Origin of the sequence: Ralstonia condita (assembly GCF_958405655.1) — a bacterium.
Taxonomy (GTDB): domain Bacteria; phylum Pseudomonadota; class Gammaproteobacteria; order Burkholderiales; family Burkholderiaceae; genus Ralstonia; species Ralstonia condita.
Genome location: NZ_CATYWO010000004.1, coordinates 375,559 through 391,447 on the forward strand (window position 1 = coordinate 375,559; position 15,889 = coordinate 391,447).

General features: G+C 62.0%; 16 protein-coding genes and 1 pseudogene. 7 read left to right on the forward strand and 10 right to left on the reverse strand.

Annotation, left to right across the window (positions count from 1 at the left end; genetic code table 11):
* The first annotated feature begins 268 nt into the window (after positions 1 to 268).
* From R2N03_RS15555 to R2N03_RS15575, 5 genes are read left to right on the forward strand one after another with little or no spacing between them, the layout of a single operon-like run.
* Positions 269 to 466 carry a zinc-finger domain-containing protein gene (locus R2N03_RS15555; protein ID WP_316658553.1) on the forward strand — a complete coding sequence of 66 codons (198 nt, stop codon included), beginning with the start codon at positions 269 to 271 and terminating at the stop codon, positions 464 to 466.
* 49 nt (positions 467 to 515) lie between these two features.
* Complete coding sequence (waaF, locus tag R2N03_RS15560; protein ID WP_316658554.1) at positions 516 to 1,541, forward strand: lipopolysaccharide heptosyltransferase II; 1,026 nt, start codon at positions 516 to 518, stop codon at positions 1,539 to 1,541.
* 24 nt (positions 1,542 to 1,565) lie between these two features.
* On the forward strand, positions 1,566 to 2,006 hold the full coding sequence (locus R2N03_RS15565; protein ID WP_316658555.1) for a YybH family protein: 441 nt from the start codon (positions 1,566 to 1,568) through the stop codon (positions 2,004 to 2,006).
* Between the two features lie 33 nt (positions 2,007 to 2,039).
* Positions 2,040 to 3,161 (forward strand): YheT family hydrolase, encoded by a 1,122-nt coding sequence (locus tag R2N03_RS15570; protein WP_316658556.1) that lies wholly within the window; start codon positions 2,040 to 2,042, stop codon positions 3,159 to 3,161.
* Positions 3,154 to 3,735 (forward strand): DUF2946 family protein, encoded by a 582-nt coding sequence (locus R2N03_RS15575; protein WP_316658558.1) that lies wholly within the window; start codon positions 3,154 to 3,156, stop codon positions 3,733 to 3,735. Before R2N03_RS15570 ends, R2N03_RS15575 begins: the two co-directional genes overlap by 8 nt.
* Before the next feature lie 8 nt (positions 3,736 to 3,743).
* Here the strand turns inward: R2N03_RS15575 and R2N03_RS15580 are convergent, their stop codons facing one another.
* Positions 3,744 to 5,447 carry a beta-barrel assembly-enhancing protease gene (locus R2N03_RS15580; RefSeq protein WP_316658560.1) on the reverse strand — a complete coding sequence of 568 codons (1,704 nt, stop codon included), beginning with the start codon at positions 5,445 to 5,447 and terminating at the stop codon, positions 3,744 to 3,746.
* A gap of 104 nt (positions 5,448 to 5,551) precedes the next feature.
* On the opposite strand from R2N03_RS15580, the gene moaC reads away from it, so the two are divergent.
* Together moaC and R2N03_RS15590 are read left to right on the forward strand one after the other, a co-directional pair.
* Positions 5,552 to 6,058 carry a cyclic pyranopterin monophosphate synthase MoaC gene (gene moaC, locus R2N03_RS15585; protein ID WP_316658561.1) on the forward strand — a complete coding sequence of 169 codons (507 nt, stop codon included), beginning with the start codon at positions 5,552 to 5,554 and terminating at the stop codon, positions 6,056 to 6,058.
* A gap of 219 nt (positions 6,059 to 6,277) precedes the next feature.
* A pseudogene (locus tag R2N03_RS15590) lies at positions 6,278 to 6,469 on the forward strand (transposase); the annotation flags it as partial.
* Positions 6,470 to 6,655: 186 nt separating this feature from the next.
* Here R2N03_RS15590 and R2N03_RS15595 read toward each other — a convergent pair.
* The 9 genes from R2N03_RS15595 to recA all read right to left on the reverse strand — a co-directional run bounded on the left by R2N03_RS15595 (position 6,656) and on the right by recA (position 15,658).
* Positions 6,656 to 7,171 carry a pilin gene (locus R2N03_RS15595; RefSeq protein WP_316658562.1) on the reverse strand — a complete coding sequence of 172 codons (516 nt, stop codon included), beginning with the start codon at positions 7,169 to 7,171 and terminating at the stop codon, positions 6,656 to 6,658.
* Positions 7,172 to 7,338: 167 nt separating this feature from the next.
* The gene (locus tag R2N03_RS15600; protein WP_316658563.1) at positions 7,339 to 9,114 is read right to left on the reverse strand and encodes a PglL family O-oligosaccharyltransferase; all 1,776 of its coding nucleotides are present in this window, start codon (positions 9,112 to 9,114) and stop codon (positions 7,339 to 7,341) included.
* Positions 9,115 to 9,329: 215 nt separating this feature from the next.
* Positions 9,330 to 9,815 carry a pilin gene (locus tag R2N03_RS15605; RefSeq protein WP_428984419.1) on the reverse strand — a complete coding sequence of 162 codons (486 nt, stop codon included), beginning with the start codon at positions 9,813 to 9,815 and terminating at the stop codon, positions 9,330 to 9,332.
* 212 nt (positions 9,816 to 10,027) lie between these two features.
* Positions 10,028 to 10,723, reverse strand: a complete 696-nt coding sequence (locus tag R2N03_RS15610) for a TerC family protein (RefSeq protein WP_316658565.1) — start codon at positions 10,721 to 10,723, stop codon at positions 10,028 to 10,030.
* Between the two features lie 159 nt (positions 10,724 to 10,882).
* A complete protein-coding gene (gene sucD / locus R2N03_RS15615) occupies positions 10,883 to 11,764 on the reverse strand; it encodes a succinate--CoA ligase subunit alpha (protein WP_116575903.1) in 882 nt (293 codons plus the stop codon).
* Between the two features lie 88 nt (positions 11,765 to 11,852).
* Positions 11,853 to 13,019 carry an ADP-forming succinate--CoA ligase subunit beta gene (sucC, locus tag R2N03_RS15620; RefSeq protein ID WP_092973140.1) on the reverse strand — a complete coding sequence of 389 codons (1,167 nt, stop codon included), beginning with the start codon at positions 13,017 to 13,019 and terminating at the stop codon, positions 11,853 to 11,855.
* A 65-nt stretch (positions 13,020 to 13,084) separates the two neighbouring features.
* The gene (locus R2N03_RS15625) at positions 13,085 to 13,735 is read right to left on the reverse strand and encodes a DUF2889 domain-containing protein (protein ID WP_316658568.1); all 651 of its coding nucleotides are present in this window, start codon (positions 13,733 to 13,735) and stop codon (positions 13,085 to 13,087) included.
* 288 nt (positions 13,736 to 14,023) lie between these two features.
* Positions 14,024 to 14,503 carry a recombination regulator RecX gene (gene recX / locus R2N03_RS15630; protein WP_316658614.1) on the reverse strand — a complete coding sequence of 160 codons (480 nt, stop codon included), beginning with the start codon at positions 14,501 to 14,503 and terminating at the stop codon, positions 14,024 to 14,026.
* 96 nt (positions 14,504 to 14,599) lie between these two features.
* Positions 14,600 to 15,658 carry a recombinase RecA gene (gene recA, locus R2N03_RS15635; protein WP_316658570.1) on the reverse strand — a complete coding sequence of 353 codons (1,059 nt, stop codon included), beginning with the start codon at positions 15,656 to 15,658 and terminating at the stop codon, positions 14,600 to 14,602.
* Positions 15,659 to 15,889 lie beyond the last annotated feature (231 nt).

Genomic DNA, 15,889 nt, shown 5'->3' on the forward strand with positions numbered 1-15,889 from the left:
CATGGGTGGCTCGCAGGAAACGCACGATTATACTTTTGGTGTTAAGTGCCTGCTTAACGACGAGCGGAGAAAGCGCCGTCGACGTTCGAGAAACAACACTCCACGGGCCGTGATGCATGACCGCCGCCGCGCACTGCAACAATCGGCGTTGGCGCGCCCGCGCCCACCGCTTACAATTCCGCCTTTGTTGGCATTTGAGCCTGCGGCCACATGGCCACCTGAGACATGACGGTCCTGACCGCACCATGTCGGCATCTCTTACCTCACCATGACCACGCACACCGCACCCACGATCGAAATCGGCGCAGACGATCTGCCGCTGCACTGCCCGACCGCCAAGACGCCAACCTGGAACTACCACCCGCGCGTGTTCCTGGACATCGCAGACACCGGTGAAGTCAAGTGTCCATACTGCGGCACGGTCTACAAGCTGGCCCCTGGCGTCGAACTGAAGGGCCACCATTGAGCCCGATTTTCGCGCAGCACACAGGTCGTAGCGCACCGGCGGCGAGTCGATGATGCGCAAGATCCTTGTCGTCGCCCCCAACTGGATCGGGGATGCGCTGATGGCGCAGCCGCTGTTTGCGCAGATCAAGGCGCGCCACCCGCGCGCGCAGATCCATGCCATCGCGCCCAAATGGGTAGCGCCGGTGCTGGCGCGCATGCCGGAAATCGCCCGTGTCCTGCCGACCGACCTGGCCCACGGCAAGCTGCAGCTTGGCAGCCGGACCCTGTTCGCGCAGCAGCTCAAGGGCGAAACCTTCGACGCGGCCTACGTGCTGCCGAATTCGTTCAAGAGCGCGCTGATCCCGTGGCTGGCCGGCATTCCGTTGCGTATCGGTTACAAGGGCGAATCCCGCCTGGGCGTACTGAATGTGCGCTACCCGAATCCGCCCAAGAACGAGCGCCCGCCGATGGTCCAGCACTACGCGGCGCTGGCGTTCAAGCCTGGCGCCAGGCTGCCCGACAGCCTGCCCGATCCGAAGCTGGAGGTCGACGTGCAGCGTGTTGCAGCCACGTCGGCAAAGTTTGGCATCCCGGGCAATGCGAGACTGGTCGCCTTCTGCCCCGGCGCGGAATACGGCCCGGCCAAGCGCTGGCCCGCCGAACACTTCGCCGAGCTGGCGCAGATGCTGCGCCGGTCCTTTCCATACGCGCAGATCATCACGCTCGGCTCGGGAAAGGACCGCGAGATGGCCGACGCCATCGTCGAACGCGCGCCGTTCGTGCGCAACCTGTGCGGCGAGACCTCGCTCGATGAAGCCATCGAACTGCTCGCGCGCTCGGAAGCCGCCATCTGCAACGACTCGGGCCTCATGCACGTGACGGCCGCGCTGGGACGCCCGCAGGTGGCCGTATTCGGCTCCAGCGACCCCCGCCACACGCCGCCCCTGTCGCCCGCTGCGAGTATCATGTGGCTCCATCTGGAATGCAGTCCGTGCTTTGCGCGCGAATGCCCGCTTGGCCACCTGCGCTGCCTGCGCGACATCGGTCCCGAGATGGTCTTTCACGAACTGCGCCGCCTGCTGCAGCCGCTGTAACTCGCCCTCCTCCTCATCACCGCCATGCCACGATTTGCCCGCCTGTTCGAAGCCGCCGAGGACATCCTCGAAGCCTATCGCGATGCGCTCAAGCGCCGCGATGCCGATGGCGCGCTCAAGCTGTGGCTGGACGAGGATTCCGTGAGCTTCATCCTGCCCGACGGCCAGCGCCTGCATGGCCACGAGCAACTGCGCGGCTGCCTGGATGCGCTGGTCGAGAAGAACCCGGTGTGGATCGAATGCCTTTCGCAGCAGGTGCATTCGTCGTTGGGCGTATCGATCTTCGAGGCCACCGAGGCGCTGCGCTTTTCTGCCACGGCAACCGAGGCCGACCTGTACGTCCACACGACGTACGTGCTGATGCAGAACCACGAAGGCTGGCGCATCGCGCACGTACACTCGAGCCAGGCCGCCGAGGAACGCGTGGCGGCTTCGATTTCCACCGTCACGCATTCGCTTCACTGAGCCTGCCGCGCCGGGGGCAGCCGTATCCGCTTGATGATGCATCCGCTTCGCCGCGCCACCTCTGCTGACCTGAGCCTCGGCGCCCTGCTGGCGGGGCCGTTCGAGCCTCATGCGTTCCGTTCGCCATGGTGGCTCATTGGCGGCAACGCGCAGACGATCGTGCCGGCGCGCCTGTGGCGCTTTCCGCGCATCGCCTATCGGCGCGAGCGCTGGGACACACCCGACCACGATTTCATCGACCTCGACTGGACGACGCACGACGCTGATGCGCACGCGCCGCTCGTCGTCATGTTCCACGGCCTCGAGGGCGATTCGCGCAGTCACTATGCAAGGCTGTTGATGGACGCGCTGCGTGCGCGCCGCTGGCCCGGGGTGGTGCCGCACTTCCGCGGATGTTCGGGCGAGATGAACCACGCGCCGCGCATGTACCACTGCGGCGATGGCGCAGAAGTCGGATGGATACTCGAACGCCTTTATCACAAGTACTGCGCACCGCAAGGTCGCCAGCTGCTGGCCGTCGGCATCTCGCTGGGCGGCAACGCGTTGCTGCGCTACCTGGGTGAGCACGGCACCGACGCACGCTATCTGTGTGCCGCGGCGACGGTCTCTGCACCGCTGGATATGCGCGCGGGCGGGGCCGCGCTGTCCCGCGGCTTCAACTTGGTGTACACGCGCATGTTCCTGCGCACGCTCAAGATGAAGGCCTGCGCCAAGCTCGATCAGCACCCAGGTCTCTATGACCGCGCCGCCATGCTCGCCACGCGCACCCTGGGCGAATTCGACAATCTCGTCACCGCGCCGCTGCATGGCTATCGCGATGTGCTCGACTATTGGACACGCGCCTCATCCAAGCCGATCCTGCGCGACGTACGTGTGCCCGCCCTGGTGCTGAACGCGCGCAATGATCCATTCCTGCCGGGGCAGTACCTGCCCAGCCCTGCCGACGTGTCGCCGGACATCGTGCTCGACCAACCGCTGCACGGTGGCCATGTCGGCTTTCTGCTGCGTCACGATGCGGGCCTGCGCCACCTCGCTGGCCGCGTCGACTGGATGCCTGCGCGCGTCCTGCGTTTCTTCGATGACGTGCTGGGCCGCGGGCAGCAAGCCGCGCAGCCAGCGCCGCCGGTCACTGCCACGGGAGGCGAGCGTGGATGACATCGTCCGCCAGGCCATGATGAAGTGGCCGGACGTACCCAATTGCTTCGGTTGGCTGGCCCTGGATCGACGCGGGCAATGGCGCCTGCGCACCGAATTCGCGCAGGCACACAAACTGCCTGGCGACCCGATTCGCCATGCGCCGCTGATCGATTTCATCGTGCGCAACTATGGGCGGGACGATGCCGGCCGATGGTTCTTTCAGAACGGGCCGCAGCGCGTATTCGTGGAGCTTGAATACACCCCCTGGATCATCCGACTGGTCCCTGACGGCGCATCGCAAACCTTCAGGACCACGACAGGCGCGGCGTTCGCGCCTGCCGGCTGCTTCGCCGATGAGCGCGGCAATGTGCTGCTCTCCGGCCGCGTGGCCGGCGCGGATGCCGAAGACACCATCGCACTGCTGCACGATCACGACCTTGAGCCGTTTTCAGCGCTGGCGCAGTGGCACGGCGAGGCATGTGGCGCCGCACTCGGTACGCTGACCATCGCCGGCCGCTCGTTCGAGATCGAACCCATCCAGAGCACAGAGGTGGCACGGCGCTATGGGTTCGTACCGCACCCAGCCGGATAGCGGTCGCGCTATTTCGGCAGCGCCTTGTCCTCGGCCTTCTCTTCCTTGTACTGCCGCTCCATCTGATGCAGGCGCGCGTCCACCTCGGACAGCGTGTAGAAATCCGCATCCCCCGCGTCGCGCGCGAGTTTGAGCTGCTCCACCGCCGAACCCCAAGCGCCATCGCGGGCGTACTTCTCGGCCAGCGCGCGGTGCTGCTCGACGCGTTTGCCCTGATCGGCATAGGCACGGGCGAGCAAATCCCACCAGATCGACTGCGCGGTCTCTTCGCGGGTCTTGTCTTTCAGATAAGGGATCGCATCGTTCACGCGGCCCGCAGCAAGCAGCGTCTGTGCGTAGGTGATACCGGCCGCGCGCGAGAGCGGATACGCAGCCAGTGCGGCGCGCGCTTGCACCAGCGCCTCCGCCGTACGGTTCCGTGCCTGCGCGAGTTCGACAGCGGTGACGTCCAGGTCGACGCTGCCCGAAGTGATACCGGGGATGTTGCCGTACAGCCGGCGCGCCTCGAGCAACGCCTGCTCGGCCTCGTCCAGCCGCCCTGCCCGCTGATTCGCGACGGCGATGCCGTACCACAGGGCGGCCCGCGTCTCGACAGGCGCATCCGGCGCCGACGCCAGTTGCGAACGCATCGCGTTGCGCACGTCGATATACGCGCTGGTCGACGTCTCCTGCAGCACCCGTGCACGGGCTTTTGCAAAGCCAAACTCGGGACGGCGGGGCTGGCGCGGGTGCGGCAAGCCTCGTGCGCGGTCCTCCATGTCGGCAATCCGCTCGCCGGTGAGCGGGTGGGTGCGCGCGTAGCCGGGAATAACGCCCGTGTCGGCGATGTTGGTCACACGCTGCAGGCGCCGGAAGAAATTCGGCATGCCGTCCGGGTTGTACCCCGCGCCCGTGAGTAACGTAAAGCCGACGCGATCGGCCTCGCGTTCAGCGCTGCGCGAGAAGGCGAGCTGGTTTGACACCGCCGCCGCCTGCCCGCCCATGGCCAGCGCCTGTGCAGCGTCGCCGCTCTTGGTGGCGGCCAGCCCGGCGAGGAGGATCGACGCCAGCGCAATCCACATCGACTCGCCCGATTTGTCGATACCGCGCGCGATATGCCGCTGCAGCACGTGGCCGATTTCGTGCCCGAGCACCGAAGCCAGCTCCGATTCGCTTTCCGTGGCCACCAGCGTGCCCGTGTTCACGCCGATGTAGCCGCCCGGCAGCGCGAACGCGTTGATGCCCGGATCGCGCACCGCAAACAACTCGAAGCTCGACGCCGACGTGCTGCCCGCCACATGCTGCCGCCGCGCGGCCTCGATGAGCTTGTAGCCGATGCCATTCAGGTAATCGGTGAGCAACGGGTCGGGCACATAGTCCGGATCGCGACGGATCTGGCGCATCACCCGGTCGCCCAGACGGCGCTCCATCTCGGGCGACAGCGCTGCCGTGGAAGGGTCCCCCATGTCGGGCAACTCGTACGTCGGCGCGTCGATGACCGCCGGATCCTTCTGCAGATAAGGCGATTGACGACCGATCTGGACGCTGCGGTTCAGGTTGCTCTGCACCTGATCGGCTGCGGCAGCAGAGCCCAGGCCCAGGTTGATTGCCGGAGCAGACGCCGGGGCAGGCATCTGCGCAAGCGCGGGCAGCGGCACCGGCGCGAGCCAGCCCGACAACAACACGGCGGCCGTCAGCTTACGAACCCGCGGCCGAAAGAAGGAATGCGTCATACGGAAAGCGCAGTGTGCAGGATCAGCCCGGCTCGGTCACTCGACGCCGGCTGCTTGCTATCATAAAACGCTTCGTATCCCCCACCGCAATCACGGTGTCAACCATGTCGCAACTCACCCATTTCGATTCCGCCGGACAAGCCCATATGGTTGACGTCGGCGAGAAAGCCGTCACGCATCGCGTGGCGGTCGCCACCGGCACGATCCGCATGCTGCCCGAGACGTTCGCACTGGTGCGCGACGGCACCGCCAAGAAAGGCGATGTGCTGGGCATCGCCCGCATCGCTGCAATCCAGGGGGCCAAGCGAACATCGGATCTGATTCCGCTGTGCCATCCGCTGGCGTTGACCAAGGTGGGGGTCGAGTTTGATCTGGATGATGCCCAACACAGCGTCCGTTGTACGGTTCGTGCGGAGACGCGCGGGCAGACCGGGGTCGAAATGGAAGCGCTGACCGCCGTACAGGTCGGGCTGCTGACGATCTACGACATGTGCAAGGCCGTGGATCGGGGAATGGTGATTGGGGATGTGCGGTTGATGGAGAAGCGGGGGGGGAAGTCGGGGGAGTGGGTGGGGGAGCAGGTGTCTGCCCGAAAACAGAGAGTATCTTAACGACTCCCTTTGTTACGCACCAAACTCAGCGGGAGTGTCAGGACTTCCGCATTCAAGGCGTCGTTGAGATTAGCACGAACGGTCGAATGAATCGATCCGCGTAGAGGATAGCGAATTAGTTCGCTGCCTGCTTTGAGTCACGGGTAGCGCAATCCCAACCTGCTGTGATGTTGCGCAGCGTCAGCCAGATGAGCTTCGGCGCTGCATCATTGCGCAGGATTGGCCTCAGGGGTGCTGCACGACGGCACTCGCCGCATGCTGGGCCTGTGGATCGAAAACACCGAAGGCGCCAAGTTCTGGATGAAGGTGTTCAACGATCTCAAGACGCGCGGGGTGGGCGACATCCTGATCGCCGTGACTGACTTCCTCAATTGCATGCCCGAAGCGCTGGCAGCCGTGCCCGCTCGAACAGGGTTTTCTTGAGGGCGAGCGTCGCGGCATTGCTGGCTTCGGCTTACATCGGGCCGCTGCCGAACTGTTCAAGCAGTTCGGCGCGGATTTCCAACAAATCGGCCGGCTTGGCTTTCGGTTTACGAGGCATAACGTCTCCTTGCGAGCATCTTATGCCTTGAACACGAAATTACTGACAGGCCTGACTCAGCGGCACTCTGCCGGGGCATACTTTGCCGCCAACGTAGGAGCACTTGCTGATTTCACATCTCCCGGAAACACCTTATTTGCTGCACCGCAGACCCATTGGATCGGACCTGCCTGCGCGTTTGCAGTTGTGAGGTTTATGGCAGTATCCCCGTCGCCGGTGTACGGCACCAAGACCAGTCGATTACTTCCTGCAGGTGCGATCTTGCCTTGAAATTCGATGGCAATGGTTCCCGTGGTTTTGTCAATGCTTATACCGCTAACATTTTCCGTACGAACCGCACTTGCAGCCCCCAGCGACAAGTCTAATTTCCCAGCAACGGCATTCTCAGCAACCAATACCTTACTCTCTGAGGCAAGCGCTAGTCCTTCGGTAACGCGCGAGCGCGTGAGATAGTCCTGGTACGCCGGTAAAGCGATTGCCGCCAGAATACCGACAATAGCGACAACAATCATGAGCTCGATCAATGTGAAACCAGCTTCAATTCGATGGTTTCTCTGGCACTTTAAGTTCATTACACCTCCTTTGTTGGTCCTCTGAAATCCAAATGCTCGTTTTCACTCAGCAGCGGATGACACAAGATTAAAGGAGTAAGCACCACCGTGATTGAAGCACAACAACTTTTGTTCTTTTAGTAAGAATTGGATTACCGAATAGCAAGACACCTCTTGGCGTCCGGCTTCTATTGTGATGACACCGAAGGCTGTTCCCTCAGCGGCACCTCGACCAGCAAGTGTTCAGCTCTCAGGCGCGCGCAAAAGGCCTTCAGCACCTCTTTCCTTTGGGCACAGGCTTGCGAAATCAGTGTGGACTGCTCGGCATAGGTATTTCCTTCCCAATAGTTATTCGACATGCGGCGCAGCTGCCGGACAGCTTCGTCGGTCTTACCCAGGTAGGCAAGCGCGAGAGCATAACGCTGGACCGTAGCAGAACCTGGATAAAACTGTGCCGCCTGAAGTTCGAGCTTGACCAGTGTCGGAGCAACTTCCGGAATGACAAACCAGTGAATCGCCATCGCGAGGTTCTCGTATGGCAGCAAGAGGGTCCATCCATGCGTACGGTAACGGGCTAACTCCTTCTGCAATCCGTCCGGGCCGTAATGCAAACGCTCTACGGCCTTGTAGTCCCCCCAAAGGTGCGCCATGAGCGCCGCTCCGACCATGGTAACAATCGCGGTCGATGCCCATGTCATACCGGCAGATGGTACACGCAGCGTCCGGTCATCCACATAACCCAACGCGAATGCGCAGGGCAGTAGGAAGAACATGTAGTGCAGCGGGTACTCAAGCATGGAATGTGCGCCCATCACCATCAGGATGGCAAGCAAGAACATCAGTCCAGGCGTCATGCGACGCTTTCTAAGACTCCAGATAAAACCCAGAACAGGCAGCGCCACGGCCAGCAAGCCAAACACACCCACCTTAGCCAACAGGTCCAGCACGATGTTATGCGCATTGAAAGACACTTCGACACGACCGAGCACGTCCGTCTGGACAAACTGGTTCCAGGCATAGTCCCCCCAACCGCCGCCAAGCCACGGATGGGCCAAGAATATATGCCAAGCGTGGTTCCAGAGCAGCCGCCGCAGCCCTGCCCCCTCCTGCATGCGATCACCCAGAGAGCCCGGCAGATCCAGATGCCAAAGCAAATTGGCATGAGCGACAAGCCAGTCGAAAACTTCATATACCGCGGCCAGCAGCACAACCGGCGCACACACGAGCATCCATCGACGCAGGCCGCGCTGATCCTCCGTCCACGCAAACCCCGCCAGAGCGCCAACGATGACGATGTACAGCCACGAGATGCGAGAGAAGGTCAGTACCATGCCCAGCAGCAATACCATCGCTACCGGGATCAGTGGAATCCAGGCACGTTGACGCTTGGATGCGAAGAAAGCGCAGGCGGCCAGTCCGAATGCAAGGTAGGACGCAAGGTGGTTGGGCTGGTTCATATTGCCCCACATGCGCCTGCCTGCTCCCGTCGGCAGCATCGAAAAGAGCGTGACAGGCAGATCAGCCACGCGGAACAACTGCACCAACTCGATGGCTACATTAACCAAGCCGCCCAGAATCAAGCCGAATGCAAAAGCCTCCAATGTGCCCGGCAAATCGCGGCAGCGGACACCAAGCCCGCAAGCGCAAGCGGCCGCAAGCAAGAATACCGTCGCCGCAAGCGACAAGAACGGATTCAGAGGCGACGCAAGCTGGAGTTGCACAAACAGGACGCCGATCAAGGCAAGCGGCGCCAATGCAATTCTCGGTAACCCCGTATCGTGGCGCCATGTCAGTGTAAGCACGACGATGGCCAGGACAGCCCAGCAGACACCCGCGGCAAATTCGGAATAGAACGTGGGCAGCGGAAATGTATGCAAAGCCACCAGATAGGGCAGCACTGCACATGCGACAAGAGCAGGCCAGAGCAGCAAGGGCGGTAAAAGCGAGAAGTGGAGTCGATTCATGCGCGAGGTTGTAGAACAACGTTCAGGAGGGCAAAAGAACAAACACGGGGTAAGGGTGCCGAGTTTAGCCCAGCGAGCCAGCGGCATTTGCAGTGCATTAGTCTCGCATCAGAGCGTCGAACTACGACGAACAAAAAAAGGGCGCTCGCGGGCGCCCTTTCATTTCAGACCCAAGAGATTAGCTGCTCATTGCATATCTTGGGAAAGAAGAGTGCTCAGTGCTGACAGTTTGCTGGCAGATAGGCGTACATAGTAGTGACGCCAGCAGCGGATGCAGAGTTCGCCGCGGTGGCCGTACCACAAACCCACGAGACCGTACCATCGGGATTGCCCGTGCCGAACAAGCCCAGAAAACTGCCGTCGATCGCGGCCGCTCCTGTGCTGCCCAGCGTCAGAACTACGCTGACATTAGAGCCGCTGCTCTGTTGCGTATAGGTCATTGCCGTCACGTAATGAGCATTCGAACCCAAAGGCGGAATTGGCGAGTTGGCGGTCGCTGGGAAAAGACCGTTCGTCGCATAGGCTTCGGCCAGCGCAGCACGTGCAGCATCCAGATCCGTCGTCGCTTCCGTCAGCTTCGACTTGATCATGTAGTTGTTGTAAGCCGGCAGCGCAATGGCAGCCAGAATACCCACGATCGCCACCACGATCATCAGTTCGATCAGCGTGAAACCCTTCTGGACACGCTTGTTGAGTCGCATCGACTTCATGTAATCCCCCGGATTGTTTGGTTAAAGATGATGCGGGGGAACTAGAGCATGGACCGTGCCACCCGAAAAGATGGCCTTGTCGGCGAAAAACTGACGCGATACGCAGGAGGCGGGCACCGCGAGTTGACAGTTTTTGACACGAATTGACGAAGTTCGTCAATTTAGAGCAGTATAGAGCACTTCTTGCAGGTGCGTCCGGATGGTCATGCGTGGTGAGGCGCCCGCCTGCTGATCCAGCGCCCGAACGCAATCACGAGCAACGCACCGCCGCACCCCGCCGCCAACTCCGCATGCGGCACCGCCTGGTCAAACCACGCGGCGTCCACCGGATCGGTCACGAGCATATTCCCCGCCAGATAGCCAAGCAGCGCCGCCCCCAGCGTCACGATGATGGGGAAGCGTGCCATGATTCCCACGAGCAGCGTGCTGCCAAAGATGATGAGCGGCACCGACAGCCCGAGCCCGAGCACCAGCAACAGGAAGGTCGTGCCCGGCGGCCCCTTCTCCGCCGCGGCCGCGACGGCGACGACGTTATCAAGCGACATCACGAGGTCTGCGATGAGGATGGTCTGGATGGCAGGCCATAGGCCGTCGCGCTGGTGGCGGTCTGTCGCCTTGTCTTCGGCCTCGGTCAGCAGCTTGACCCCGATGTAGATCAACAGCAGCGCGCCAACCGTCTTCAGGTAAGGCAGCGCCAGCAGCTTGACAGCCAATACGGTCAGCACAATGCGCAGCGCGATGGCGGCAGCGCTTCCCCAGAAAATCGCGCGTCTCTGCTGCGGCGTAGGCAAATTGCGCGCGGCCAGCGCGATGACGACCGCGTTGTCACCGGAGAGCACAACGTTGGTCAGGATGATGGAGCCGAGGGCAAACCAGAATGCGCTGGACGTAAGCGCCATGAACGTTCCGAAGTTGGTCTTGTCGTGGGAGCAACGGACTGCTGTTTTGCAGATATCGATCCCGTGCCTGCGGCACATGCCGGATTGCCCACATTGTGTCGCACAAACAAAAACGGGAGGCCAGGCCTCCCGTTCTCGCATAACCTCAAACCTTGCCGATTACAGCATCGCCTTGAGCAGACGTGCCATTTCCGACGGGTTCTTGGTGGTCTTGATGCCGCAGGCTTCCATGATGTCGAGCTTGGCTTGCGCGGTGTCGGCACCGCCCGAGATCAGCGCGCCGGCGTGGCCCATGCGCTTGCCCGGAGGCGCGGTCACGCCAGCGATGAAGCCAACCACCGGCTTCTTCATGTTGTCCTTGATCCAGTAAGCCGCATTGGCTTCGTCCGGACCGCCGATCTCACCGATCATGACCACGGCGTCCGTTTCCGGATCGTCGTTGAACATCTTCATCACGTCGATGTGCTTCAGACCGTTGATCGGGTCGCCGCCGATACCGACTGCCGACGATTGGCCCAGGCCCAGCGCGGTCAGCTGACCCACGGCTTCGTACGTCAGCGTGCCAGAGCGCGACACCACGCCGATGCGGCCCTTGCGGTGGATGTGGCCCGGCATGATGCCGATCTTGATTTCGTCCGGTGTGATCAGGCCCGGGCAGTTCGGGCCCAGCAGCAGCGTCTTGCTACCGGCCTTACGCATCTTGTCCTTGACCATCATCATGTCGCGCACGGGGATGCCTTCGGTGATGCAAACCACCAGGTCAAGTTCGGCTTCGACAGCTTCCCAGATGGCGTCAGCGGCGCCTGCGGGCGGCACGTAGATCACCGACACGGTCGCGCCGGTCTGGGCCTTGGCGTCCTTGACGGTTGCGTAGATGGGAATGCCTTCGAAGTCTTCGCCGGCCTTCTTCGGGTTCACGCCTGCGACGAAGCAGTTCTTGCCGTTGGCGTAATCGCGACAGCCGCGGGTGTGGAACTGGCCGGTCTTGCCGGTAATCCCCTGGGTGATGACCTTGGTATCTTTGTTGATCAGAATCGACATGCTGTAATCCTTTTATGCAGCGAGCCTCGCCGACGTACTCAGCAGCGGGCGCAACTCGCGTTCGCGTATGGTTGGGTCAGCGGGCGGCTTACTTGCCGGCGGCTGCGGCCACGACCTTCTCGGCGGCCTCTGCCATCGTGTCTGCGGCAATGATGGGCAGACCCGAGTCAGCCAGCATCTTCTTGCCGAGGTCTTCGTTGGTGCCCTTCATGCGCACGACCAGCGGCACCGACAGCGACACAGCCTTCGCCGCCGCGATCACGCCTTCGGCGATCACGTCGCAACGCATGATGCCGCCGAAGATGTTGACCAGGATGGCCTTCACGTCCGGGTTCTTCAGCATCAGCTTGAAGGCTTCGGTCACCTTCTCAGTGGTGGCACCGCCGCCCACATCGAGGAAGTTGGCCGGCTCGCCGCCGAACAGCTTGATGGTGTCCATCGTGGCCATGGCCAGGCCGGCGCCGTTCACCAGGCAACCGATGTTGCCGTCGAGCGAGATGTAAGCCAGGTCGAACTTCGAGGCTTCGATTTCGGCCGGGTCTTCTTCATCCAGATCGCGGTAGGCAACGATTTCCGGGTGACGGAACAGCGCGTTCGAATCGAAGTTGAACTTGGCGTCCAGCGCGATGACCTTGCCGTCGCCGGTCAGGATCAGCGGGTTGATTTCAGCTTGCGAAGCGTCGGTTTCCCAGAATGCCTTGTACAGGCCCTGCAGGGCTTGGCGGGCTTGCGGCACGCTCGCGTCGGGCACGCCGATCTTGCGGGCGATGTCGTCAGCCTGGGCGTCTTGCAGGCCGGCTTGCGGATCGATCAGCAGCGTGTGGATTTTTTCCGGGTGCGATTCTGCGACTTCTTCGATGTCCATGCCGCCTTCGCTCGAGGCCATCAGCGCGACCTGCTGCGACACACGGTCCACCACCAGCGACACGTACAGTTCCTTCTTGATGTCCGCGCCTTCTTCGATCAGCAGACGCTTGACCAGCTTGCCTTCCGGACCGGTCTGGTGCGTCACCAGCGTCATGCCCAGGATGCTGCTGGCGTATTCCTTGACCTGCTCCATGCTCTTGGCCACCTTCACGCCGCCGCCCTTGCCACGGCCGCCCGCATGAATCTGTGCCTTCACGACCCACACCGGGCCGCCCAGGGTTTCTGCGGCCTTGATAGCCTCGTCGACCGAGAAGGCCGGAATGCCGCGCGGAACCGGCACATTGTATTTGCGCAGGATTTCCTTGCCTTGGTACTCATGGATATTCATGCGTGTTTCCTTTGCTAGGCAGAGTGAGTGTGATGAATGTTGAAAACGCGAGCGGCGCGGATTCGTCAGGACGACGGCCCGGGCGACGGCTCGGTGACTGGCGGTAGGATCTTGGCTGGCGGCTTGGCTTGCGATTCAGGTTGCGGCTGATAGGCAAACCAGCGCGGGTAATGCTTACGGACCACTTCGCCCTCGAAATGCAGGGCGTGACAGCCGTGGAGTTGATAAGGCGGCGTTTCGCCAGGCTCGACCGGTCGCACATCGTTCGAGTTGTCGCGCACCGGGAAGACGTCGCCCGCGAAAGCTTGGATGGCCGCGGTGGGCAGCACGCCGCATAACTCCGTCAGGTGCGTACACCCCGCCACGCCGCCGAGTCTCTCACGGGATGCCTTGCGGAACCCTTTCATGAGATTCAAACCGATGAGCTTGCGGTAGGCCGGCCCGATGGTGTCGCAATGTGTGGGATAAGGCACCCAATCAGAGCACGCCTCAGCTTCCACGATGTTCATGCGGGTATCGATGGTCACGCGCAGCCACAGGTCGTGCAGAGGTTCGCCCTGTGGACGAACGCCCCCGCTGGCAAGCGGGATATCGCGTGGCTTGGTGTCCGTCAGGCGCGCTTCGATGTCCCACAGGCCGTCTTCCCGCAAATAGGCCTCCACCGTGATGGCACGGCGGTGGCGCATGACGCGCGGGACGGGCGTGGACAAAGGCATGGACCAGACAGACCGATAGGACCGATGGAGGCAGGCGCACACGGATCTCGTGCATCACCTACGGGACGCGCGCAGCGGCGCATGAGCCGCTAAACACGAACGCAATCGTCTTGCCACCGAAGTAGAAGACGGCATCAAAGTCGTGGATTTTAACACGTCGTCGCAACCGAACCGGGTCGCATGCTGCATTGCGGTGACAGAGTGGTCGCAACAAGCGCCATCGATACAACCGAAAAGACCGAGACCCAAGCCGATTGTCATCGGCAATTGTTGCGAGATCGCCGATATTCAGCTGGATTCGTCACCGCCATCCAGCAATTCTTCCGAGCCGGCGATGATGCGAGACACCACAGAACGAGAGAAGCCACGCGCCATCATGAAGCGAACCTGCTTTGCTCGTTCGGCCAAATCGGCAGGTGGGCAGCCGAAGCGTTTTTCCCACAACGCCTTTGCCCGCGCGGCTTCGGTGTCTTGCAGTTGCGCCTTGACCTCGTCGAGTGTCTCAGCGCCGAGTTGGTGGGATTTCAACTCCTGCATCAGACGGGCGGTGCCGTAGCGGCCCGCGCGACGGTGCACCACACTTTCGGCAAAGCGAGCGTTCGAAAGCCAGTTTTCGTGCTCCAGCCAGTCCAGGAGCGCATCCAACGCCTCAGCGGACTCGGCATGCGGAGCCAGCTTGCGGCGAAGCTCCGTCCGGCTGTGCTCGCGCTGCGAGAGATACCCCAGCGCACGCGCCTTCAGCGATAACGGTTGACGCGGCAATGGCATTGATTCAGCACCAAAAGAAAAAACGCCCGCCGTTGGGGAACGGCAGGCGTATTCAATCTCGATAGAGCCGCCGATCTGCGCCGACGGCCGGCCCAATTACTCGCCTTCGACTTCTTCGGCCACCGCTACGGCGCTCATCGGCGTCACGCCCAGCGCCTCGCGGACCTTGTTCTCGATCTCGCGAGCCAGGTCGGGGTTCTCACGCAAGTACTCGCGGCAGTTGTCGCGCCCCTGGCCGATGCGCTCGCCGCCGTAGCTGTACCAGGCACCGGACTTCTCGACGACCTTGGCTTCCACACCCAGGTCGATGATTTCCCCCTCGCGGGACACACCCTGGCCGTACAGAATGTCGAAAATGGCTTCCCGGAACGGCGGCGCCACCTTGTTCTTGACGACTTTGACCTTGGTTTCGTTACCAACCACGTCGTCGCCCTTCTTGATCGAGCCGATACGACGGATGTCCAGGCGCACCGACGCGTAGAACTTGAGCGCGTTGCCGCCGGTGGTGGTTTCCGGCGAGCCGAACATCACGCCGATCTTCATGCGGATCTGGTTGATGAAGATGACCATGCAATTGGTCTTCTTGATGGTGCCGGTCAGCTTGCGCAGCGCCTGGCTCATCAGACGGGCCTGCAGGCCAGGCAACGCGTCGCCCATTTCGCCTTCAATTTCAGCTTTCGGCACCAGCGCGGCCACCGAGTCGATGACGATCAGGTCGACCGAGCCCGAGCGCACCAGCGCATCGGCGATTTCCAGGGCCTGTTCACCCGTGTCCGGCTGAGAGATGAGCAGGTCCGGCACGCTCACGCCAATCTTGTCGGCATACGTGACGTCTAGGGCATGTTCGGCGTCGATGAAGGCGCACGTGCCGCCCAGCTTCTGCATCTCGGCAACCACTTGCAGTGTCAGCGTGGTCTTGCCTGACGATTCCGGGCCGTAGATTTCAATCACCCGCCCGCGCGGGAGGCCACCGACGCCCAGTGCCACATCGAGCCCCAGCGAACCCGTCGACACGACCTGGACCGGCTCCACCTCGGCGTCGCCCATCTTCATGATCGAGCCCTTGCCGAACTGCTTTTCGATCTGCGCGAGCGCGGCAGCCAGCGCTTTCTGCTTTTCCGCGCTCATCGTGGCTGCCTTCTTGCCGTCTTCCATGGTCGTCCTTCGTGCAAATTGGTGTATAAACTGGCCGCAAGGGCTTGCGATTCCAGCGGTTGTCTGCAACAACGGGCCGCACATCCCAGCCCAGTTTCATCACTTTAGCGCCGCCAAGACTACAGCACGGCGAATTCGAGACACTGTATAAAAAACCAGTGGTTTTGACAAGTCTCCCGGATTTCGTGTCGCGCAAAAACCATGTAGCGGCGGAATGGGCGAAACAGAAAC

Excerpts from the sequence above, each read along its gene's own strand:
- R2N03_RS15580 (WP_316658560.1), bottom strand. The coding sequence starts at position 5,447 with ATGACGCATTCCTTCTTTCGGCCGCGGGTTCGTAAGCTGACGGCCGCC.
- moaC (WP_316658561.1), top strand. The coding sequence starts at position 5,552 with ATGTCGCAACTCACCCATTTCGATTCCGCCGGACAAGCCCATATGGTT.
- recA (WP_316658570.1), bottom strand. The coding sequence starts at position 15,658 with ATGGAAGACGGCAAGAAGGCAGCCACGATGAGCGCGGAAAAGCAGAAA.
- R2N03_RS15555 (WP_316658553.1), top strand. The coding sequence starts at position 269 with ATGACCACGCACACCGCACCCACGATCGAAATCGGCGCAGACGATCTG.
- R2N03_RS15610 (WP_316658565.1), bottom strand. The coding sequence starts at position 10,723 with ATGGCGCTTACGTCCAGCGCATTCTGGTTTGCCCTCGGCTCCATCATC.
- recX (WP_316658614.1), bottom strand. The coding sequence starts at position 14,503 with ATGCCATTGCCGCGTCAACCGTTATCGCTGAAGGCGCGTGCGCTGGGG.
- R2N03_RS15605 (WP_428984419.1), bottom strand. The coding sequence starts at position 9,815 with ATGCGACTCAACAAGCGTGTCCAGAAGGGTTTCACGCTGATCGAACTG.
- R2N03_RS15595 (WP_316658562.1), bottom strand. The coding sequence starts at position 7,171 with ATGAACTTAAAGTGCCAGAGAAACCATCGAATTGAAGCTGGTTTCACA.
- sucD (WP_116575903.1), bottom strand. The coding sequence starts at position 11,764 with ATGTCGATTCTGATCAACAAAGATACCAAGGTCATCACCCAGGGGATT.
- R2N03_RS15600 (WP_316658563.1), bottom strand. The coding sequence starts at position 9,114 with ATGAATCGACTCCACTTCTCGCTTTTACCGCCCTTGCTGCTCTGGCCT.
- R2N03_RS15625 (WP_316658568.1), bottom strand. The coding sequence starts at position 13,735 with ATGCCTTTGTCCACGCCCGTCCCGCGCGTCATGCGCCACCGCCGTGCC.
- R2N03_RS15565 (WP_316658555.1), top strand. The coding sequence starts at position 1,566 with ATGCCACGATTTGCCCGCCTGTTCGAAGCCGCCGAGGACATCCTCGAA.
- waaF (WP_316658554.1), top strand. The coding sequence starts at position 516 with ATGATGCGCAAGATCCTTGTCGTCGCCCCCAACTGGATCGGGGATGCG.
- sucC (WP_092973140.1), bottom strand. The coding sequence starts at position 13,019 with ATGAATATCCATGAGTACCAAGGCAAGGAAATCCTGCGCAAATACAAT.
- R2N03_RS15570 (WP_316658556.1), top strand. The coding sequence starts at position 2,040 with ATGATGCATCCGCTTCGCCGCGCCACCTCTGCTGACCTGAGCCTCGGC.